The sequence below is a fragment of the Nitrososphaera viennensis EN76 genome (assembly GCF_000698785.1).
GTDB lineage: Archaea > Thermoproteota > Nitrososphaeria > Nitrososphaerales > Nitrososphaeraceae > Nitrososphaera > Nitrososphaera viennensis.
The window spans coordinates 1,777,656-1,793,447 of the sequence record NZ_CP007536.1 but is presented as its reverse complement, the minus strand read 5'-3'; the positions used below and the strand labels follow the sequence as shown (position 1 = coordinate 1,793,447).

Genomic DNA, 15,792 nt, shown 5'->3' with positions numbered 1-15,792 from the left:
TCCCGACAACGTCTACCAGTAATACACTTTATGTTCTATAGCGTTGTCGTCGAGTGGCATTTCGTCTAATCATCCGACCGGCCGACGCGACTATACAGTACAGTACCTGTATTTGTAATACAACATGTCGTACTATAACGCACTACATTTATGTATGTGTCCATTGTAATACAACCTATGGCCGGTACCCCATTGAGCGTCAGAATACCGGAGGAGACGAAGAAGAAGATGAAAGAAGTGGACATTGACTGGTCCGAGTACATCAGAACGGCCATAGAAGACAAAATACGAGAATCGCGGCGGAAAAAGGTGGCAGATTCGATGGATGCAATACGAGAAAAAACAAAGTATGGCGCCTTTGATTCTGCCAAGTCAATAAGGGAAGACCGCGATGCCCGCTGACGACAAATTCATTCTAGACGCAAGCGTCGCGGCAAAGTGGTTCAACAACGAGGATCTTACAGACAAGGCGATAGAGGTTAGAGATGCATTTGTACAGAATAAGATCAGGCTTTTGGCCCCCGCTCAATTATTGTACGAGGTAGGAAACTCGATCTGGAAGAACAAAGAGCTGACGGTACAAGATGCCATAAACGCAATGCAGGACATGATAGATATGGAAATAGAACTTATCCCCTTGAGCAACGAGCTGGCCTCAAACGCAATGAAGTTTGCACGCGACTTTTCAATCACATTTTATGATGCTACGTACGTCGCCTTGGTAGATCACTTTAACGCTATCCTGATATCGGCTGATGGCAAAATCCTGTCAAAATCAGGCAAGATGAAAGAAAACTTGCTGCACTTGAAAGATTTCAGGATTTAACTATACGCGGGGGCTCTGTTAACTTAGGGTAATCTGTATAGCTAGGACTGTCCTGTTGATGTTTTCATAGACTTCCATCTTGTGCTTACCTTCTGTTAACTTAGGGTAATCTGTATAGCTAGGACTGTCCTAGCTTTTCATTGGCATGAGAAAGAGGACAGACCCAGCTATAATCAGATATGCACTGTACCTGTATTTTAATTCTAGGAGCTTTCGGCTGGCAGCCAGATCGCTATCACCAATAAAGAGAAGGAGCCACGTTGCTGTATGGAAATGGGTACAGAAATATTCCAGCCTTGCAGACAGGTTCCGGACAGACAGACGCCTTGTCAGGGCAATATTTGTTGACGAAACACTATTGCAGATAGATGGGCATGACTATTGGCTATGGATAGCGTACGAACCAACTATTGGCACATGCTTGATGATGCATCTGTCTCGTGAGAGGACCATTTTCGTATGTTACCAGTTCTTCAAGCAGTTGCAAAGGAGGTATGGAAGGAGGCCGATATTCACAGACGGTGCTCAGTGGTACAATGATGCTTGCAGGTGGCTCAGATTACGCCATTATGTGTACGGTACAGAATTGAAGAATTTGATGGAGCGGTTTATACAGCATATCAAGGACAGGACGGAGTGTTTTGACGACCACTTTCCATGCAGGAAGGAGAATTGTGACAGACAGCATGTCTGGAACTGGTTCAAATTATTTTTACTGTACCTGCATATGGGCGCAGACATGATACGGTTTATGACATTCCTGGCCAAGGATGGTGGCTAAGTTAACGGAGCCTACGCGGGTGGTGACTGCCGTATTATACGATGATTGAGAAAACAGGAGGAAGAAAGAGCGGGACTACTATGATTGCAATCGATACTATTGTGCCTACTTGGACCATTTTTCAGGTATCCCGGTCGAGAGTGAAAACTACCACCACTTCTGCCATCAGTTCTGTTAAAGAGGATTCTTCTTGTTGATTTCCTCATTAGAGATATATTCACTTCGGCCACCATTAAATTCACTCCTGCTAGCGATTCAGTAATTTTACCACGAAAGAAAACTACGTCAACGGAGCAGCCTAGTTGTCATCGAATTCAATGTCTCCACCTCCCTCTCTCTTTGGTTACAGCACCTATCGTGAGTTTTGCCACGGGGTCTACTAAATTTGAAGACGCCCTATTTGAATCGGCATCTGCGATCTCTACAACGGGCCTCACTACTGGAATAACTTCAGTCAGCCTAGACTAATTTTCAAGCTAGACTGTATGAAGACCCAGTCTCTCCTTGAAATTCTCTTCCTTCAGCTTCTCCAGTTCTTTGAGATCTATTTCAGGGAGCTTCTTCATGCCAAATACATCCTTTTAGTTGAGTAGCGAGGCAAGCATGTTCTTGGCATCTTCGTGGACTTGTTTTTTCACTTTTCCAATGGTTTTCCTGACCAATGCCTGATCTATGCTTGTAATCTTGTCCACCTTGATAACACTTGCAACAAGCAGGTTTCCACTTTCTAGCTTTTTGTTTGTGACGGATATAGTATAGTCTCTAAGATTGGTATTTGATGTGATGGGAATTCCAATAAAGTCATCAAACTTGGCGTTGTAAACGTCATTTGAAATTACAAGCACAGGCCTGACTTTCGTCCCGCTCCTGTCTGAAAAAGGAAAAGTTACAAGAACGATGTCTCGTTGCGAAACCAATTAGTCATGACTCCACGATGTATTGATTCCATATTTCGTCCTGCTTGTTGTCCCAGACCTCCCTTAACGAATGTTCTGAGATATCTTCTATATCTTTAAATTCATTCTCCAGTTTTTTGGCAATTCTTTCAGATTTTTCCAGGACTAATTTCTTGCCCTTGAGAATCAAGATCACTTTGTCGCCTTTTTTGATACCCATCTTCCTCCTGATGTCTGCAGGGATTGCAACTTGTCCTTTCTCAGATACCTTGATGGTCTTGAACTCTTCAACAGACGCCATGCTACTATAAATGTAAGAAATTTCTTACTAATAAACTGGGCGGCCGGAATCGACTGCATGACGGCAGGTTTTCAGTTAGTTCTTTTATCCTGTGGCATGCATAAGACACAGAGTGCAAAAGTGGTAAGCGCGCAGGACATCGAGCGGAGGGCAGCGCAGGCCGAGCGGGAAAACTCGCTTTTTGCCGCCAAGGGCGCCCTTGACACCCTCGGCTCCGGTTCAAAGACACAGGCCATTGGGCGCGAGGCGGAGGCCGGCCAGCTGGTAAAGGCGCTTGCAGTGCTTGCGATGGCCGCAGGCTCGGTGCCAGTAACACAATGAGCTCGCTTGCGCTTAGGCATTAGAGACCGCCTAGCGCAGCTTTATCGTGATCTCTTCGCCCATTCCTATCGGCACTGTTACCGACTGAACCTGCGGGTGGTTCTGCACGTGGTGCGCATATTTTTTCATCGTCCGGCGGTAAGGCGGCGGAAAGAGCATGTTGTCTGCAGCGATTATGCCCCCTATCCTCACCAGTGGCAGGACGAGGTTGAAATACTTGATAATGTTCTCCTTGTCGGCGTCAAGGAGCACGAAATCAAACCTCCCTTTCAGTTTGTGCAGGACGTCAAGGGCAATCCCCTGCCGCACTTCAATTATTTTGTCGACGCCGGCATCTTGGAAATTCTTTTTTGCCCTTGCTATCTTTAGTGGATCGTTTTCTATGGTCACGACTCGGCCGCTTTTGCCGACGGCATCTGCAAGCCAGAGCGTGGAAAACCCAGTAGACGTGCCGACTTCAAGCACGCGCTTTGCCTTGATCGCCTTGAGGAGGATATGGAAGAACATGCCGGTATCAGCGGTGATGGCAAGCATTTCCTCGCCAGGCTTGACCCGTGCCCTGCCGCTTTTTTCCTTATCAGACTGCCTGTCGAGCTTGGATATGGTGCGCCAGAGTTTTTCGTTCCTGCTAGTTTTTACCACTGCTTCTTCTTTGCGTTGAGGATGCCAAAAGGTTTACTCGCTCGGCCTAGCCAAGAATCCGGCTACAATATCTGTAAAAAAGAGCTGCCAATTTAGCTATAGCGGCGGGCTCTCATTTAACATCAGCGCCAAAAGCGCTGCCCTCAACTCTTTTCCGTACGCCGCCTGCTTGAAGTAGACCGCGTTCTTGGTGTAGTCAATAGAGTGCGATATCTCGTCGAGCCTCGGAAGCGGATGCATCACCGCTACATCCTGCTTTGCCTTTTCCAGCGTCGCGCTGTCGACGGTGTACGAGCCCTTGACCTTCTCGTACTCCTGCACGTCTGGAAAGCGCTCGCGCTGAATCCTCGTCACGTACAATACATCAGCGTGCGCAAGCACATCGCCAAGCTCGTTGTGCTCCTTTATCTTGAGCTTGCCCTGCACATCGTATATCGACTCTTTTCTCACCGCAAGCGACGGCGGCGACACGAGGTGCACGTCGACGCGATAGTTGGCAAGGCCGTACAGCAGAGAATACACGGTCCTCCCGTATTTCAGGTCGCCCACTATTGCGATAGAAAGACCGTCGATCCCGCCCTTTTCCTTCATGATCGTGTACAAATCCAAAAGCGCCTGCGTCGGGTGCTCCTCGCTCCCGCTCCCCGCGTTTATTATCGGGTTTGTCGACAGCTCGGCAGCAAACCTGCTAGAGCCGTCCATCGGGTGCCTCAATACGATGACGTCAGAGTAAAGGTCGATAATCCTGATGGTGTCGGCGAGGCTTTCGCCCTTTTCCACCGACGACGACTTTAACTCTGAAATGCCGATAAAGCTTCCGCCAAGCGACGCCATCGCCGCCTCAAAGCTCATCCTCGTCCTGGTGCTCGGCTCGTAGAATATGTAGCCAAGCGTCCTGCCCTTGCCAAGCTCCCCGCGCTCGCACGGCGTCATCGTCCTGATCTTGTCGGTTGCCGAAAAGACGTACTCGAGGTCGGCCTTGGAAAAGTCCTTTATGGAGACGATGTCGCGGTCGTAAAAGTGGTTGGGCATCACTGCTTTTTGTCAATATAGGGGCTCGTAATAAACCCTTTAGTCAAACTACAGTGCTGCCACCGCGTACGTCCCGCATCTGCTGGCTAGAACGATGCGATTCCCGGTTATCATATATTTATATTCCAGATTACCGCTAGATTCTGGTGAAGGATTGTGGCGCTCTACAACTTTACCATCAAGATAGAATACGAGGACGGATGGTATAGCGTCCAGTGCGCAGAGCTGCCGGGTGCAGTCAGCCAAGGCAAAACGCTGGACGAGGCCATGGCCAACATCAAGGAAGCCATAGAAGGGTACATCGAGGCGTTCCCTCAAGAATTCCAGAAGGTCAGATCCAAGGTACAGGTTAAAAACAAGGTACTGGAACAGAAGACAGTAATTGAAATATCGTCAGCCTAGCAAGCTTCCAGTCCTTTCTTGGAAGGATGTTGTAAAGGTTCTGCAAAAGCTGGGCTACCAGTACAAGCATGGCAAGGGCAGCCACATGTATTTCTCAGATGGTGTCCACAATGTCACGGTCCCAAGGCACGACGAAATTGCTCCAAGGACGTTGCTCTCAATCATAGAACAGGCAGGGCTGACAAAAGATCAGTTCTTGAAACTTGTCTAGGCAGATACCGAACCGTGCGCCTGACCAATGCTTCTCAAATGCTGCGACGCAAAGTTACTTGTCAAACGCGCCGGCTATGCGCTGGAACTCTGAGAGGAATTTCTTGGCCTCCATGTCGTCCTTGAAGTACAGAGCAAAGCTAGAGACGTACTTGCCTATCACCAAACAGTACTCGCCGTTCTCGTTGTCCTTCTCAAACTCCAGGTAATCGAGGTCCTTGGGGCCGCCCTTGTACCCGTCGTCGTAGAGCACCGCCTGCATGAGGTTTACGATGTCGTAGAACTCGCCGTACTTCATGGCAAAGTCTATCGAGAGGCCAAAGTCCGACGACTCTACATGGAGCGAGAACTCGCGGTTGTTCTTCATTAGCGAGAACGAAAAGTAGTTCAGCTCCAAAAGCTCCGGCAGGCTTTCGTCTGCTTGCTCCATGTCTTATATTCGCCCCCGTTGGTAAGGGAACAGTTTATTTTAACTGTTGTTCATGCACATCTCAACATACAGCATATGCCCGCGTCCTTTGTTTATGGCCAGGTTGCGCTAGAGTTCCAGGTTGAGGGTGACAGGAAGGCAAAAGCCATCGTGAGGTACCGCTACTATGCACAGGAAAACAGGGTCGAATATATCTCAATAGACTACACGGACCCAAAATTGAGAGAGAAGGTGGAGGGCGACCCTGCGATGAGAGAGAAGATAAACGAGTACGTGAGAAGGATGCTCTCAAAGAGAAACGAGGGCCTCTCCTAGCTTCTTAAATGCGCATTCTGACTATGAAATTGCGGCATGAAGGTAGGCATCATTGGCTCCGGCGAAGTGGGGCAAAGGCTTGGCGACGGCTTTATCGAACTCGGGCACGACGTGAAGATAGGCACGCGCGACCCGCAAAAGCTGGCGGCGTGGGTTGAAAAGCACGGCGGCAAGAAAGCGTCTGCCGGCAGCTTTGCAGAGGCCGCCGCGTTTGGCGACATCATTACAATAGCGACGTTGTGGACCGGCACGCAGAGCGCGATAGAGATGGCCGGCGGCCCGGCCAATTTTGCAGGCAAGGTTGTGATCGACGTGACAAACCCGCTTGACTATTCCACGATGCCGCCCAGGCTTGCGGTGGGCCATACCGACTCGGCCGGCGAAACCGTCCAGCGCCTGCTTCCCGACGCCAAGGTAGTCAAGGCGTTCAACATCGTCGGAAACCCTCTCATGCTGCACCCCGACTTTGCAGGCGGCAGGCCGACGATGTTTGTGTGCGGAAACGACGATGGCGCCAAAAACCTGGTGCGCGGCATAGCATTTTCGCTTGGCTGGGAGACCGTCGACATCGGAGGCATCGAAGGGGCGCGGCTGCTGGAGCCACTGGCGATGCTGTGGATAGTCCACTATTTCCGCACGAACAGCGGCAACCACGCGTTCAAGCTGCTGAGAAAGTAACAGCGGCAACCACGCGTTCAAGCTGCTGAGAAAGTAACAGCGGCATAACATGCTCTGGAGACGGGCTCTACACACACGCGCCCATGCGCGCACATATATTTTCCGGCTCTAGTGCAGCATTTCCCGGTCGTTCTGGTCTTTTTGCTGCTGTTGTTGTTCTCGTCGCCGTTGCATCCAGGCCTCCGACTCGGCCCTGTGCCACTCGGCGACATGCCAGTCGTGCTCCTTCTTCCTCTTGTAGCTGGCGTGCGCCACGAGCGTCATCAGCGCAAGGAACACGGCAGACCCGGCAACCACAGAGGCCATTGCTACCGGCGACATGGCGTTGGACGGCGGCGCGCTTGCCGCCCCGGCGACTATCATTGTTGCAACTAGGTCCAGCAACTTTTACTTGCCTCAATGGCATTATCCACCGCGCGACAGATAAGACTTTAGCTGCTGCGCAGGTGCAATAGGTTCATATCCCCTGCGCCCATCGCGAGCATGTTACACTGCAGTTGGCGATCTACCGCTATACAGTCTACAAGAGCCCCAACATAGGGATATTCGTCAGGGCAAACGACAAGGTGATGCTGATCCCCCACGGCTTTGCCGAGACCAAGACGGAAAAGCTCTCCGAGTACCTGCAGGTGGATGAGGTCCACGCGTCGGTCGCCGGCACGCGCCTTCTGGGCCCCATGACGGTCATGAACAACAACGGCATACTGCTTCCGCCCATAGCGGAGGAAGACGAGGTTCAGTTCCTGCGGGAGCGCACGCGCCTGAAAGTTGAAAGAGTAAAGAGCAGGTTCACCGCGGTCGGGAACCTGATTGCGGCAAACGACAACGGCGCCATTGTTTCCCCGCTGCTTGAAAGCGAGGCGGACGAGCAGGTGCGAGACGTGCTTGGCGTGCCGGCGCACCGCATGGAAGTAGGAGGCTTTGTGCAGGCCGGCTCGATGATAGTCGCCACGAACGCCGGTGCAGGCGTGCACCCAAAGGCGACCGAGGACGAGGTAAAGGCGGTGTCGGAGGCGCTGCAGGTGCCGGCCGAGCCATTGACGATTAACGGCGGGGTCCCGTTCCTGTCTTCCGGGATCGTCGCAAACACGAAAGCAGTCGTAGTCGGAAGCCTGACCAGCGGACCGGAGCTTATCATGCTGAGCAGGATATTCCAGGCATGATGATCGTTGAAATACTGTGCGTCGGAAACGAGCTTTTGTCAGGCATCACGCTCAACACGAACGCGCACTGGATAGCCGCGCAGGTGGCAAAAGCAGGCGGCACGGTCAGCAGGGTGACAGTCGTCAGGGACGAGCTGGACGCCATTTCGTCGGCGGTCAAAGAGTCGCTTGGGCGCAGGCCGGACATATTGATAACGACGGGCGGCCTCGGCGCGACCTATGACGACATGACGCTTGAAGGGGTGGCGCGGGCGCTTGGAAGAAGAGTCGTCCTTGACAAGGCTGCGGCAGAGATGCTGAAGAACAGCTACAGGAGGCGCCACTTGCACTACAGGATAAACAAGGTCAGGCTGAAGATGGCCACGATACCCGAAGGGTCGGAGCCGATTGAAAACCCGGTGGGGAGCGCGCCTTCTATTGTGATAGACGATGCCGGCACGAAGGTGTTTTGCGTTCCCGGCGTTCCAGTGGAAATGAAGGCTATTTTCAAAGAGCACGTCCTGCCTCTTGTACGAAAAGGCGTCGGCAGCTTTGTCTCAAAGGAGGCGAACTATTTCGTCACGGGCGTCTCTGAGGGCATGATAGCGCCGGCGCTCGTGAAAATCGTGGACGCAAACCCCCGCGACGCGGTGTACCTAAAGACGCACCCACGGGGCTATTACAAAAAAACAACGCCAAGGATCAGGGTGCACCTCGTATGCAAGGGCACCGACGAAAAGCAGGTGGCAAAGATGCTTGAGCGCATTTCGGGGCAGATACTGAAGGATATTTCAAGGCTGGGCGGCAGGATAGAAAAGTGATGATAAAACACGTGCTTGCAGGCATCGCCGCGGGGGCGGCAAGCGCGACGTACCTCGCGTTTTACTACCAGCCGATACTGCTCAACGGCGCGATACACGCGGCGATTTTCGCGTCCGGGCTTGTCGCCATGTATATTGCCAGGTCGCTGACCGCAAAAAAGGCCGGCGCCTATGTCGCCGGCGCGCTCCCTGTGCACCTTGCGATACACTTTGTCGTGATAAAAGATCTTCAGCTTACTGGCGCAAGCCACTTTTTGCTGAACTTGCCGTCCTTGCCGTGAACCACGGCGTCAAACAGCGCTTTCAACTGCTTTGTCACCCTGCCGGGCCTGCCGCCGTCCCTGCCAATAGTGCGGTTGTCTATCTCGCCCACCGGCTTTATCTCTGCAGCAGTCCCCGTCAGGAACACCTCGTCTGCGACGTACAGCTCGTCCCGGGAGATGTTACGCTCCTCGCACGGGATGCCGTTCTCCCTTGCGATTGTGATCACGCTTTCCCGGGTGATGCCGGCAAGCGCGCCCGACGACGTCGGGGGCGTCGCAAGCGACCCGTCCTTCTCCACGATAAAGATGTTCTCGGCGCTTGCCTCAACCACCATCCCGGACGGGTTGAGCATTATCGCCTCGTCAAAGCCTGCCTTGATTGCCTCGACGCGGGCAAGGGCGGAGTTGGCATAGTTTGCCGTTGCCTTGGCGTGCATCGGCATCGTCCGGGGGTCAAGGCGCGCCCACGACGACACCATGAGCCGGGCGCCCTTTTCCTCGCCTGAACCCTTGATGTACTCGTCCCACTTCCAGACTGCTATTGCCACTGACACCTTGTTTGGCATCGGGTTCACCCCCATCTTGCCATAGCCGTAGAACGCTATTGGCCTGATGTAGCACTCGTCCATGCCGTTTGCCTTTACTGTTTCAATGGCCGCCTGCTCCAGCTGCTGCCTTGAAAAGCCGAGGTCCATGAAATAGATCCTGCCGCTGTCTATAAGGCGCTGCATGTGGTCCTGCAGGCGGAATATCGCGCTATTGCCGTCTGCCGTCCTGTAGCAGCGCATGCCCTCAAAGACGCCGGTGCCGTAGTGGAGGCCGTGCGTCAGCACGTGTATCTTGGCGTCGCCGTGGTCGACCAGCGCGCCGTTGAGCCAGATCTTGCCCTTTTCCTCTATCATTTCAATGTGCCACCGCTGCTGCCATGCATCTTGACCCGGGTGTGGTGTATCGCCTTTACCGCGTCGGCCACGCTGTTTGCCTTGTCCTCCACCACTATCAGTATCCTTGACGTCTCTTCCTGCGCGTCGAGGTTGAGTATGTTGATGTCGTGCTCGCTGACGTTGCTTGACGCCGTCGAGGCTATCTTGGGCACGCGCCACATCTCGTCGCCTATCAGCGTGACGACGGCCCTGCCGTACACGATCTCGGTCTTTTGGTAGTACGCCCTGAAATGCCGCTCGTGCCGGCGCACATAGTCGGCGTCAAGGAACAAGATGCGCGTCATCTCGGTGTCGTCCTTGACGTACGGCGACAGCTTGACAAACTCGTGGTACTGCCTGTCGCTTTCAAGAGACGCGACGAGGTGCGACGCCGCTATGGTCTCCATCCTCACAATCGCGCAGTTTTTCTTGCCGGTCACTATCTTTATCGGGTTTGCTTCGCTGTCGGACGGCGGCGTGCGCTTTATGACAGTCATGCTGTCCGGCCGGGTCATGTTCGTCACCACAAGCGGTATGTCAAGGCCGTTGTCGTCTATCTCCTTTATCGCAATCGGGTCGAGGATCTTCATGCCAAACATGCCGGCTATCCTCGCCTCGTTGTACGACAGGTATGGCACAAAGTCAAGGCCGTCCTTCACTATCTTGGGGTCGGCGCTTAACACCGCGCTGTCTTTTTCAAACGATATCTTTGTCTCGTACTTGTCGCTCAGGATTATCGCAATGTCTGCCGCCGTCCTGTCAGAGCCCCCGCGCTCGTACGTTGTCTCAAGGCCGTCCGCCGTCTTGCCGATAAACCCGCCCATCGAAACCACGTCGTTGTTTTCAACAAGCTCTATCAGGTGGCCGGCGCTCTGCCTTGATTCGCTTGCCATGAAATTGGCCGCTTCAAAATTGTCGTCGGTGACTATGGGCCAGTGCTCTATGGGCACGTGCGCCGCTTTGATTCCGTGCGCCTGCATCACGTAGGCCATCAGGTACGACATCGTCACCTCGCCGCTGTACGCAAGCGTGCGGGAGCGTATGACGTCCACAAAGCGCCTGTTTTCCGCCGCGCCCTTTAATGAAATAATCACCTGCCGGTAGAACTTGTCCAGCTGGTCGAGGAACGCCTTTTTGCGCTCCTCGTCGAGGTAGCGCGTCGCGATGCGCTCGTACACCTCCCTTAGCACCTCTATCTCCACGGGATTTGAGGAAGCATAGTTCCTGCCCACCTTTATGGCGACGTCGGTCATCGAGCTGACCTTGCCCTCGTACTCTATCAGCGGCGCCGAGAACACGGCCACGACCTTGGACCCGCCCATTATCTGCTTGAGCCGGTCAATGACCTTGGGGATGAGAACCCCGTCGGCCCCGAGCGCGCTACCGCCAAACTTGGCAACCGTTATCATCGCGGTGGTCAATTGCAGAGGCTAAAACGTTCGCTTCCCTATATTAAAGATGAGCGTACAGGTGTCAGCGGAGAAAGGAGCGCATCCTGCTCACCACGAGGTCGGAGGCAGGGCCTGCTATGTCAAACAGCGCGGCCTCGATCTCTTCCACGGACGAGCAGGGCGGCTCAAAACGGATGTGGTATTTCTCCTCAAGGTGGTAAAGCAGTACGCGGACTGCGGGCTTGTCAAAGGTGCTTAGAGCCTCTTTAAGTGCCTCTTCTATCTTTTTGCAGTTGCCCGCATCATAGATAGACACTGGCCGGGGAAATGGCACCTTACTATAAATAGATTCCAAGAAGGTGAATTTTTGGGGCTCTAATCAGCGATAAATATGGGTAGCGCCTGTTTTCCTGTAGTGCAACAAAAGGAAGAAGGAGGAGAAGAGGATCTTTGCATAAGGTGTGGCGGCGAGATGGTCCACATCGGGTTCAAGATTTACCGATGCCAGGTGTGCGGCCACGAGGAAAAGCCCGAGGACATCATGTGATAGAAAATGCCTCGTTTGCGCCGCTCACAGTGAGGCCCGGCTGGGGCCCGCCTCCTATCACGTAGACCTTGCTCCCAAGCGCGACTGCCGCAAGGCCGTGGCGGCCAGTTGGCATTTCTGGCGCGCCCGTCCAGCTGCCGGTTTCCAAGTCGTACCCCTCGTTGTTTCTGAAGGTGCCTTCTGGCGCCTCGCCGCCAAAAACGTAAATGGCACTGCCAGCCGCTGCTGCCGCAAGCCCGCCCCTCTTGGAAGGCATGTGTGCAAGCTCGGCCCAGGCGTCCTGCTCGGGGTCGTACGCCTCGTTTGCGTCCAGGTTGGACGACAGGCTGTCTATCCTGCCGCCCATCACGTACAGCTTGCCGTCAAGTGTTGCAGCCGCGAGGTGCTGCCTGGGCGTGGGCATGGGCGCTTTTTGCGTCCAGCTGTCCGTCCTGGGATCGTATGCTTCATTTGATGCAAGCGGGGCGGAAGGAGAGCCAAAGCTAGAGCCGACGCCGCCTACTGCGTAAAGGGTGCCGTTTACAAAGCCGGCGGCCAGCGCGCCCCTTGCAGTCGGCATCGGGGCACGCTTCTCTTGCCATGTGTTTGTTTTCGGGTCATAGGATAGCAGCTTGTTTGAAGGCGTATTGTCCTCAAGGTAGCCGCCTACCACGTACAGCGTGCCGTTGTACGATGCTGCGGCTGCGTGGTGAAGTGGATGTGGCACCGGCGCGGCGGCACGCCATTCATCAGCGGCTGGATCGTACACCTCGACTGTCGGGACGGCCCTGCCGGTCCTGTCAAAGCCCCCGATCATGTAGATCTTGCCGTCGACCGCGGCGCCGGCAACTTCTGTTCTTGGAGTGGGCAGGGGCTTGCCTTCGGTCCAAGCAGAAGATGATACGGGTTCTGGCAGGCGGGCAACGACAGCACCAGGGTTGGCGGCGTCTGAATTGGTCGTGATTAATACTATTGCTGCTGTTGCGATGGCAGCCGCTGCTGCTATGCTCGACCCAACAATGACATAGGTCCGGAGCGCGGGCATACACACAATGTAGCACTTACCATGCTAAATTGGTATATCCGTCCTGATCGTACGATTACCACCACTACAATACGCATTGCAGTTCAAATTCTGCCGAACCCACGCTGTGAGTGTGGGTATAGATAAGACCCCACATTCTGTTGATTTTATGTTGATTGACGAATCAAGTATTTCTTAACTCATTCGCCTAACATGCGACTTTGATAGATTTAACCTCCTGTAGTTTGATTAATCACAAGGCCGCAGGATATTCAAGTGCAAAATCGGTTTGCTTTCACACCTTCGAGAACGACCGTTGGCTTTTTGGCGGCATCATCAATACTCTCGGTACTTGCACTCGCGTCTTCAATAGTAATAATCAATGCATCAGCCTCTGAAACTAATGATATTATCCCTTCAGTGCACCACTATGACGTCAAAATAACAAAAGGTCTAGATCTGGAGACAGTAAATGCTGCCTTATCGAACGAAACCCTTAGAGACGCAAACAATATTTCAGATATTGCCGTCTTCTTCAAGACAGGCGGGCATTCGAAAGACGGCAGTTTACAGCCGATATTAACGTATGATGTGCCCTTAACAGTTTCAGAGATAAACGGCGATGACGAAATAAAGTTTCAGTATTTTGTAGACGCAACATCTGATTTGACGCCTGAATCATTTGATTGCAGCGATATTCGACTTCATATTATATTGGATCACGAAAAGGAAATCTATGTTACGAGGTGGCTAGGGTACGAGGGCAGACAGCCGATGCTGACAATGGATACTCAAATTGTTTCAATCAAGAATATCCAGCCCGGCGACCATACAATTAGTCTGCTTCCAGAAGGCCGCGTAGGCGGCTGCAACGCCTCAGACTTTCTAGTTTCATTTGGTGGCACTATGGTAGTCTATAACAAGTAGGAATCACATATGTTGAGCACAAAACCTAGCGTGTTGCCGATGCTGCTGGTGGTTATTTTGGATAAAACCGACATTCCCTGAAATTTGGATAGTTTGCAAAGTTCGCAAGTGCTCGTACATTTTCAAAAAGAATCGTTTGATAAGTAAGTGGCGTTCCTGCCTCTGAAGGCCAACTTTGTATTCATGATCAACTTACACAAAAAGAGTGGAAATGATTTTTGCAGCCTTTTCTGCGCCGCCAGTGTTCATTGTATTGTTGTTCCTGCCGCCGCGGCCAAGCTTTTCTTCAATCAGTGATTCAAGCCGGAAAATGTCTTCGTGTTTGTAGCCCAGGCGGGCGGCGCCCTGCTCCTGCTCAAAATGGCCTTTTATCGGGATGAATATCCCCGGCGTGCCGTACGCTATCGACTCGTCCATTGTTGACCGGCCTGCCAGCGAAACTACAAGGTCGGCCGCGTATATCAGTTCGTGCAGGTTGTCTACAAACCCTAGGTTGCGGTAGTCCGGCGACTCTGGAACCTGCAATGACGGCCCGGGGACAACGACAAGGTCGGCGTCCAGTTTGTCCCGCAGTTTGCGGTACGCGGCAAGCGACCTTTCAATCAGGTAGCGGCCCGCGTCCGTGCCCCCGACGCTCACCACAATGGTTTTCCTTGAAAAGTTAAAGCGCCTGCGCAGCGTGTCGCGGTCAGCCGTTGCCTTGCGCACGATGGGCCCGACGTACGAGACGTTGCCATTGTCGTCGCCGTCGTCAGGGATTATCACGCAGTCGCACTTTTTCATCATGTCCCTCATGGCGCCGTTCATCTTTTTTTCAATGAGCGACGCGGCGCCCCTTGTGAAGTGCGTCTCGGTGATGTCGGTTATCAGGACCCGCCTTCTCCTTGCCCCTTCTGCCACCGCTATCGACGCAAAATCCTCGTCGCTTACGACCAGCCCTTCATGCTCTGCAAGTACGCCTTTTGCAATCTCTTTGCATTTCTTGTAGTACGAGTAGTAGCTCATCAGCCACTTGAAAGACTGCTGGAGCTGGCCGTCCTGCACAATGAACTTTTCCGGCCTGTAGGCGTCAAGCACCCGGTAGCCCTTTTTCTCGATGAGCCGCGAGGCGCCCTCGCCTGATATGAAAAGGATTTCTTCGCCATGCAATTTTTCAGCGATTGCAATGTCGCGCGTTGCGTGTCCAAGGCCGATGGGGCTTGCGAAAAAGAGCACGGCTTTCAAAGCGTATTAAACGATTTTTAAGTCCTTCCGGCTTTTTGTTATTAACAAAGCTATATATTGTTAATAACACGAAAAACGCCCTGTGCGCGAACAGCTTTTTTTGCAAGAGCGCAAAGGCAGGCTGGTCGAGTACTGGAAGGAGAGGCTTGGCATCGACGACTATGCCGTGATCACCGAGCGCATATCGCTGTTCCAGGTGTCCGACGACTATTGCAGGGTGGGCAACAGCTTTGTGGGCGTGTGTGCAGACCACGATGAAAAGGTCGCGTGCATCTACCACACGCGGCGGCTCAGGGAAGACGACATTGTGCACGAGCTCTTGCACGTGCGCCACCCTTCCTGGACAGAGGATGAAGTGAACAGGGCAGCAGCGGAGCTTTTGCTCAAAACGCGCCAGGGCTGATTATTAAGAAATCATCTTTTAATTATATAGTGTTTATTAGCAAATCTTATATTATTAATAATTCTATGCGTAGTCAGCGTAATGAACATCCAATTCTACGATGTCAAGAGCAAGAAAAAAGTGAGCGTCTCCTCCGACAAGGTCAAGAAGGTCAAGTTCACAAAAAAGACGGCAGCCGGCAAGACAAGGTACACGTACGCGGTGCGCGCAGAGCTGGACGGCATGAAGCTGACCAAGTTCGTCAGCGAGGCCGACTGGAAAAAGCTTGACGCGCCAGAGACTGCGCCGCCAAAGAAGAAAAAGTAGGGGCGTTT

At 52.9% G+C, this 15,792-nt stretch carries 26 protein-coding genes; 15 read left to right on the top strand and 11 right to left on the bottom strand.

Annotated elements, in window-relative coordinates; all coding sequences use genetic code 11:
- Positions 1–177: 177 nt before the first annotated feature.
- The 3 genes from vapB (at position 178) to NVIE_RS10220 (ending at position 1,607) form a co-directional block, all read left to right on the top strand.
- On the top strand, positions 178–402 hold the full coding sequence (gene vapB, locus NVIE_RS10230) for a type II toxin-antitoxin system VapB family antitoxin (protein WP_075055156.1): 225 nt from the start codon (positions 178–180) through the stop codon (positions 400–402).
- Entirely contained in the window at positions 392–826 is a 435-nt protein-coding gene (locus tag NVIE_RS10225) for a type II toxin-antitoxin system VapC family toxin (protein WP_075055155.1), read from the top strand. Before vapB ends, NVIE_RS10225 begins: the two co-directional genes overlap by 11 nt.
- 145 nt (positions 827–971) lie before the next feature.
- On the top strand, positions 972–1,607 hold the full coding sequence (locus NVIE_RS10220) for a DDE-type integrase/transposase/recombinase (RefSeq protein ID WP_075053693.1): 636 nt from the start codon (positions 972–974) through the stop codon (positions 1,605–1,607).
- 581 nt (positions 1,608–2,188) lie between these two features.
- Here the strand turns inward: NVIE_RS10220 and NVIE_RS10215 are convergent.
- The gene (locus tag NVIE_RS10215; RefSeq protein WP_075055154.1) at positions 2,189–2,524 is read right to left on the bottom strand and encodes a type II toxin-antitoxin system PemK/MazF family toxin; all 336 of its coding nucleotides are present in this window, start codon (positions 2,522–2,524) and stop codon (positions 2,189–2,191) included.
- A 4-nt stretch (positions 2,525–2,528) separates the two neighbouring features.
- Positions 2,529–2,804, bottom strand: a complete 276-nt coding sequence (locus NVIE_RS10210; protein WP_075055153.1) for an AbrB/MazE/SpoVT family DNA-binding domain-containing protein — start codon at positions 2,802–2,804, stop codon at positions 2,529–2,531.
- A 96-nt stretch (positions 2,805–2,900) separates the two neighbouring features.
- On the opposite strand from NVIE_RS10210, the gene NVIE_RS10205 reads away from it, so the two are divergent.
- On the top strand, positions 2,901–3,125 hold the full coding sequence (locus tag NVIE_RS10205; RefSeq protein WP_144239645.1) for a hypothetical protein: 225 nt from the start codon (positions 2,901–2,903) through the stop codon (positions 3,123–3,125).
- A 30-nt stretch (positions 3,126–3,155) separates the two neighbouring features.
- Here the strand turns inward: NVIE_RS10205 and NVIE_RS10200 are convergent, their stop codons facing one another.
- Both NVIE_RS10200 and pyrB read right to left on the bottom strand, forming a co-directional pair.
- Positions 3,156–3,767 (bottom strand): O-methyltransferase, encoded by a 612-nt coding sequence (locus NVIE_RS10200; RefSeq protein WP_075055151.1) that lies wholly within the window; start codon positions 3,765–3,767, stop codon positions 3,156–3,158.
- 96 nt (positions 3,768–3,863) lie between these two features.
- Positions 3,864–4,799 carry an aspartate carbamoyltransferase gene (gene pyrB / locus NVIE_RS10195; RefSeq protein WP_075055150.1) on the bottom strand — a complete coding sequence of 312 codons (936 nt, stop codon included), beginning with the start codon at positions 4,797–4,799 and terminating at the stop codon, positions 3,864–3,866.
- A 156-nt stretch (positions 4,800–4,955) separates the two neighbouring features.
- On the opposite strand from pyrB, the gene NVIE_RS10190 reads away from it, so the two are divergent.
- On the top strand, positions 4,956–5,201 hold the full coding sequence (locus NVIE_RS10190; RefSeq protein ID WP_084790771.1) for a type II toxin-antitoxin system HicB family antitoxin: 246 nt from the start codon (positions 4,956–4,958) through the stop codon (positions 5,199–5,201).
- Entirely contained in the window at positions 5,182–5,412 is a 231-nt protein-coding gene (locus tag NVIE_RS10185; protein WP_075055149.1) for a type II toxin-antitoxin system HicA family toxin, read from the top strand. Before NVIE_RS10190 ends, NVIE_RS10185 begins: the two co-directional genes overlap by 20 nt.
- Positions 5,413–5,466: 54 nt before the next feature.
- On the opposite strand, the gene NVIE_RS10180 is transcribed toward NVIE_RS10185, so the two are convergent.
- Positions 5,467–5,841: a hypothetical protein gene (locus NVIE_RS10180; RefSeq protein WP_075055148.1), complete on the bottom strand. Its 375-nt coding sequence runs from the start codon at positions 5,839–5,841 to the stop codon at positions 5,467–5,469.
- Positions 5,842–5,916: 75 nt separating this feature from the next.
- Between NVIE_RS10180 and NVIE_RS10175 the strand changes: the two genes are divergently transcribed.
- Both NVIE_RS10175 and NVIE_RS10170 read left to right on the top strand, forming a co-directional pair.
- Positions 5,917–6,156, top strand: coding sequence for a hypothetical protein (locus NVIE_RS10175; RefSeq protein ID WP_075055147.1), 240 nt, complete (start codon positions 5,917–5,919; stop codon positions 6,154–6,156).
- 36 nt (positions 6,157–6,192) lie between these two features.
- On the top strand, positions 6,193–6,834 hold the full coding sequence (locus tag NVIE_RS10170; RefSeq protein WP_075055146.1) for an NADPH-dependent F420 reductase: 642 nt from the start codon (positions 6,193–6,195) through the stop codon (positions 6,832–6,834).
- Positions 6,835–6,942: 108 nt separating this feature from the next.
- Here NVIE_RS10170 and NVIE_RS10165 read toward each other — a convergent pair whose 3' ends face one another.
- Positions 6,943–7,218, bottom strand: coding sequence for a hypothetical protein (locus tag NVIE_RS10165; protein WP_075055145.1), 276 nt, complete (start codon positions 7,216–7,218; stop codon positions 6,943–6,945).
- A gap of 113 nt (positions 7,219–7,331) precedes the next feature.
- Between NVIE_RS10165 and NVIE_RS10160 the strand changes: the two genes are divergently transcribed.
- From NVIE_RS10160 to NVIE_RS10150, 3 genes are read left to right on the top strand one after another with little or no spacing between them, the layout of a single operon-like run.
- Entirely contained in the window at positions 7,332–7,997 is a 666-nt protein-coding gene (locus NVIE_RS10160; RefSeq protein WP_075055144.1) for a translation initiation factor IF-6, read from the top strand.
- On the top strand, positions 7,994–8,797 hold the full coding sequence (locus tag NVIE_RS10155; RefSeq protein WP_075055143.1) for a competence/damage-inducible protein A: 804 nt from the start codon (positions 7,994–7,996) through the stop codon (positions 8,795–8,797). Before NVIE_RS10160 ends, NVIE_RS10155 begins: the two co-directional genes overlap by 4 nt.
- Positions 8,794–9,078 (top strand): hypothetical protein, encoded by a 285-nt coding sequence (locus tag NVIE_RS10150; protein WP_144239644.1) that lies wholly within the window; start codon positions 8,794–8,796, stop codon positions 9,076–9,078. Before NVIE_RS10155 ends, NVIE_RS10150 begins: the two co-directional genes overlap by 4 nt.
- Here the strand turns inward: NVIE_RS10150 and NVIE_RS10145 are convergent.
- Genes NVIE_RS10145 through NVIE_RS10135 form a run of 3 tightly spaced genes read right to left on the bottom strand, consistent with a single transcriptional unit; the run spans position 9,027 to position 11,690 of the window.
- Complete coding sequence (locus NVIE_RS10145; RefSeq protein WP_075056148.1) at positions 9,027–9,959, bottom strand: branched-chain amino acid transaminase; 933 nt, start codon at positions 9,957–9,959, stop codon at positions 9,027–9,029. The genes NVIE_RS10150 and NVIE_RS10145 overlap by 52 nt on opposite strands.
- Positions 9,959–11,404, bottom strand: coding sequence for an amino acid kinase family protein (locus NVIE_RS10140; protein ID WP_227717345.1), 1,446 nt, complete (start codon positions 11,402–11,404; stop codon positions 9,959–9,961). Before NVIE_RS10140 ends, NVIE_RS10145 begins: the two co-directional genes overlap by 1 nt.
- Positions 11,405–11,456: 52 nt before the next feature.
- A complete protein-coding gene (locus NVIE_RS10135; protein WP_075055140.1) occupies positions 11,457–11,690 on the bottom strand; it encodes a hypothetical protein in 234 nt (77 codons plus the stop codon).
- 99 nt (positions 11,691–11,789) lie between these two features.
- Between NVIE_RS10135 and NVIE_RS16135 the strand changes: the two genes are divergently transcribed.
- On the top strand, positions 11,790–11,921 hold the full coding sequence (locus NVIE_RS16135; protein ID WP_258914113.1) for a hypothetical protein: 132 nt from the start codon (positions 11,790–11,792) through the stop codon (positions 11,919–11,921).
- Here NVIE_RS16135 and NVIE_RS10130 read toward each other — a convergent pair.
- Positions 11,914–12,945: a Kelch repeat-containing protein gene (locus tag NVIE_RS10130; protein WP_084790769.1), complete on the bottom strand. Its 1,032-nt coding sequence runs from the start codon at positions 12,943–12,945 to the stop codon at positions 11,914–11,916. The two genes, NVIE_RS16135 and NVIE_RS10130, sit on opposite strands and share 8 nt — an antisense overlap.
- Positions 12,946–13,248: 303 nt before the next feature.
- Between NVIE_RS10130 and NVIE_RS10125 the strand changes: the two genes are divergently transcribed.
- Positions 13,249–13,851: a hypothetical protein gene (locus tag NVIE_RS10125; protein ID WP_144239643.1), complete on the top strand. Its 603-nt coding sequence runs from the start codon at positions 13,249–13,251 to the stop codon at positions 13,849–13,851.
- A 192-nt stretch (positions 13,852–14,043) separates the two neighbouring features.
- On the opposite strand, the gene NVIE_RS10120 is transcribed toward NVIE_RS10125, so the two are convergent.
- Positions 14,044–15,066, bottom strand: a complete 1,023-nt coding sequence (locus NVIE_RS10120; protein WP_227717344.1) for a glycosyltransferase — start codon at positions 15,064–15,066, stop codon at positions 14,044–14,046.
- Positions 15,067–15,175: 109 nt separating this feature from the next.
- Between NVIE_RS10120 and NVIE_RS10115 the strand changes: the two genes are divergently transcribed.
- Together NVIE_RS10115 and NVIE_RS10110 are read left to right on the top strand one after the other, a co-directional pair.
- Entirely contained in the window at positions 15,176–15,478 is a 303-nt protein-coding gene (locus NVIE_RS10115; protein ID WP_158435196.1) for a hypothetical protein, read from the top strand.
- Positions 15,479–15,559: 81 nt separating this feature from the next.
- The gene (locus NVIE_RS10110; protein WP_075055136.1) at positions 15,560–15,784 is read left to right on the top strand and encodes a hypothetical protein; all 225 of its coding nucleotides are present in this window, start codon (positions 15,560–15,562) and stop codon (positions 15,782–15,784) included.
- Positions 15,785–15,792: the final 8 nt, after the last annotated feature.

Excerpts from the sequence above, each read along its gene's own strand:
- vapB (WP_075055156.1), top strand. The coding sequence starts at position 178 with ATGGCCGGTACCCCATTGAGCGTCAGAATACCGGAGGAGACGAAGAAG.
- NVIE_RS10225 (WP_075055155.1), top strand. The coding sequence starts at position 392 with ATGCCCGCTGACGACAAATTCATTCTAGACGCAAGCGTCGCGGCAAAG.
- NVIE_RS10220 (WP_075053693.1), top strand. The coding sequence starts at position 972 with ATGAGAAAGAGGACAGACCCAGCTATAATCAGATATGCACTGTACCTG.
- NVIE_RS10210 (WP_075055153.1), bottom strand. The coding sequence starts at position 2,804 with ATGGCGTCTGTTGAAGAGTTCAAGACCATCAAGGTATCTGAGAAAGGA.
- NVIE_RS10205 (WP_144239645.1), top strand. The coding sequence starts at position 2,901 with ATGCATAAGACACAGAGTGCAAAAGTGGTAAGCGCGCAGGACATCGAG.
- pyrB (WP_075055150.1), bottom strand. The coding sequence starts at position 4,799 with ATGCCCAACCACTTTTACGACCGCGACATCGTCTCCATAAAGGACTTT.
- NVIE_RS10180 (WP_075055148.1), bottom strand. The coding sequence starts at position 5,841 with ATGGAGCAAGCAGACGAAAGCCTGCCGGAGCTTTTGGAGCTGAACTAC.
- NVIE_RS10175 (WP_075055147.1), top strand. The coding sequence starts at position 5,917 with ATGCCCGCGTCCTTTGTTTATGGCCAGGTTGCGCTAGAGTTCCAGGTT.
- NVIE_RS10170 (WP_075055146.1), top strand. The coding sequence starts at position 6,193 with ATGAAGGTAGGCATCATTGGCTCCGGCGAAGTGGGGCAAAGGCTTGGC.
- NVIE_RS10155 (WP_075055143.1), top strand. The coding sequence starts at position 7,994 with ATGATGATCGTTGAAATACTGTGCGTCGGAAACGAGCTTTTGTCAGGC.
- NVIE_RS10130 (WP_084790769.1), bottom strand. The coding sequence starts at position 12,945 with ATGCCCGCGCTCCGGACCTATGTCATTGTTGGGTCGAGCATAGCAGCA.
- NVIE_RS10110 (WP_075055136.1), top strand. The coding sequence starts at position 15,560 with ATGAACATCCAATTCTACGATGTCAAGAGCAAGAAAAAAGTGAGCGTC.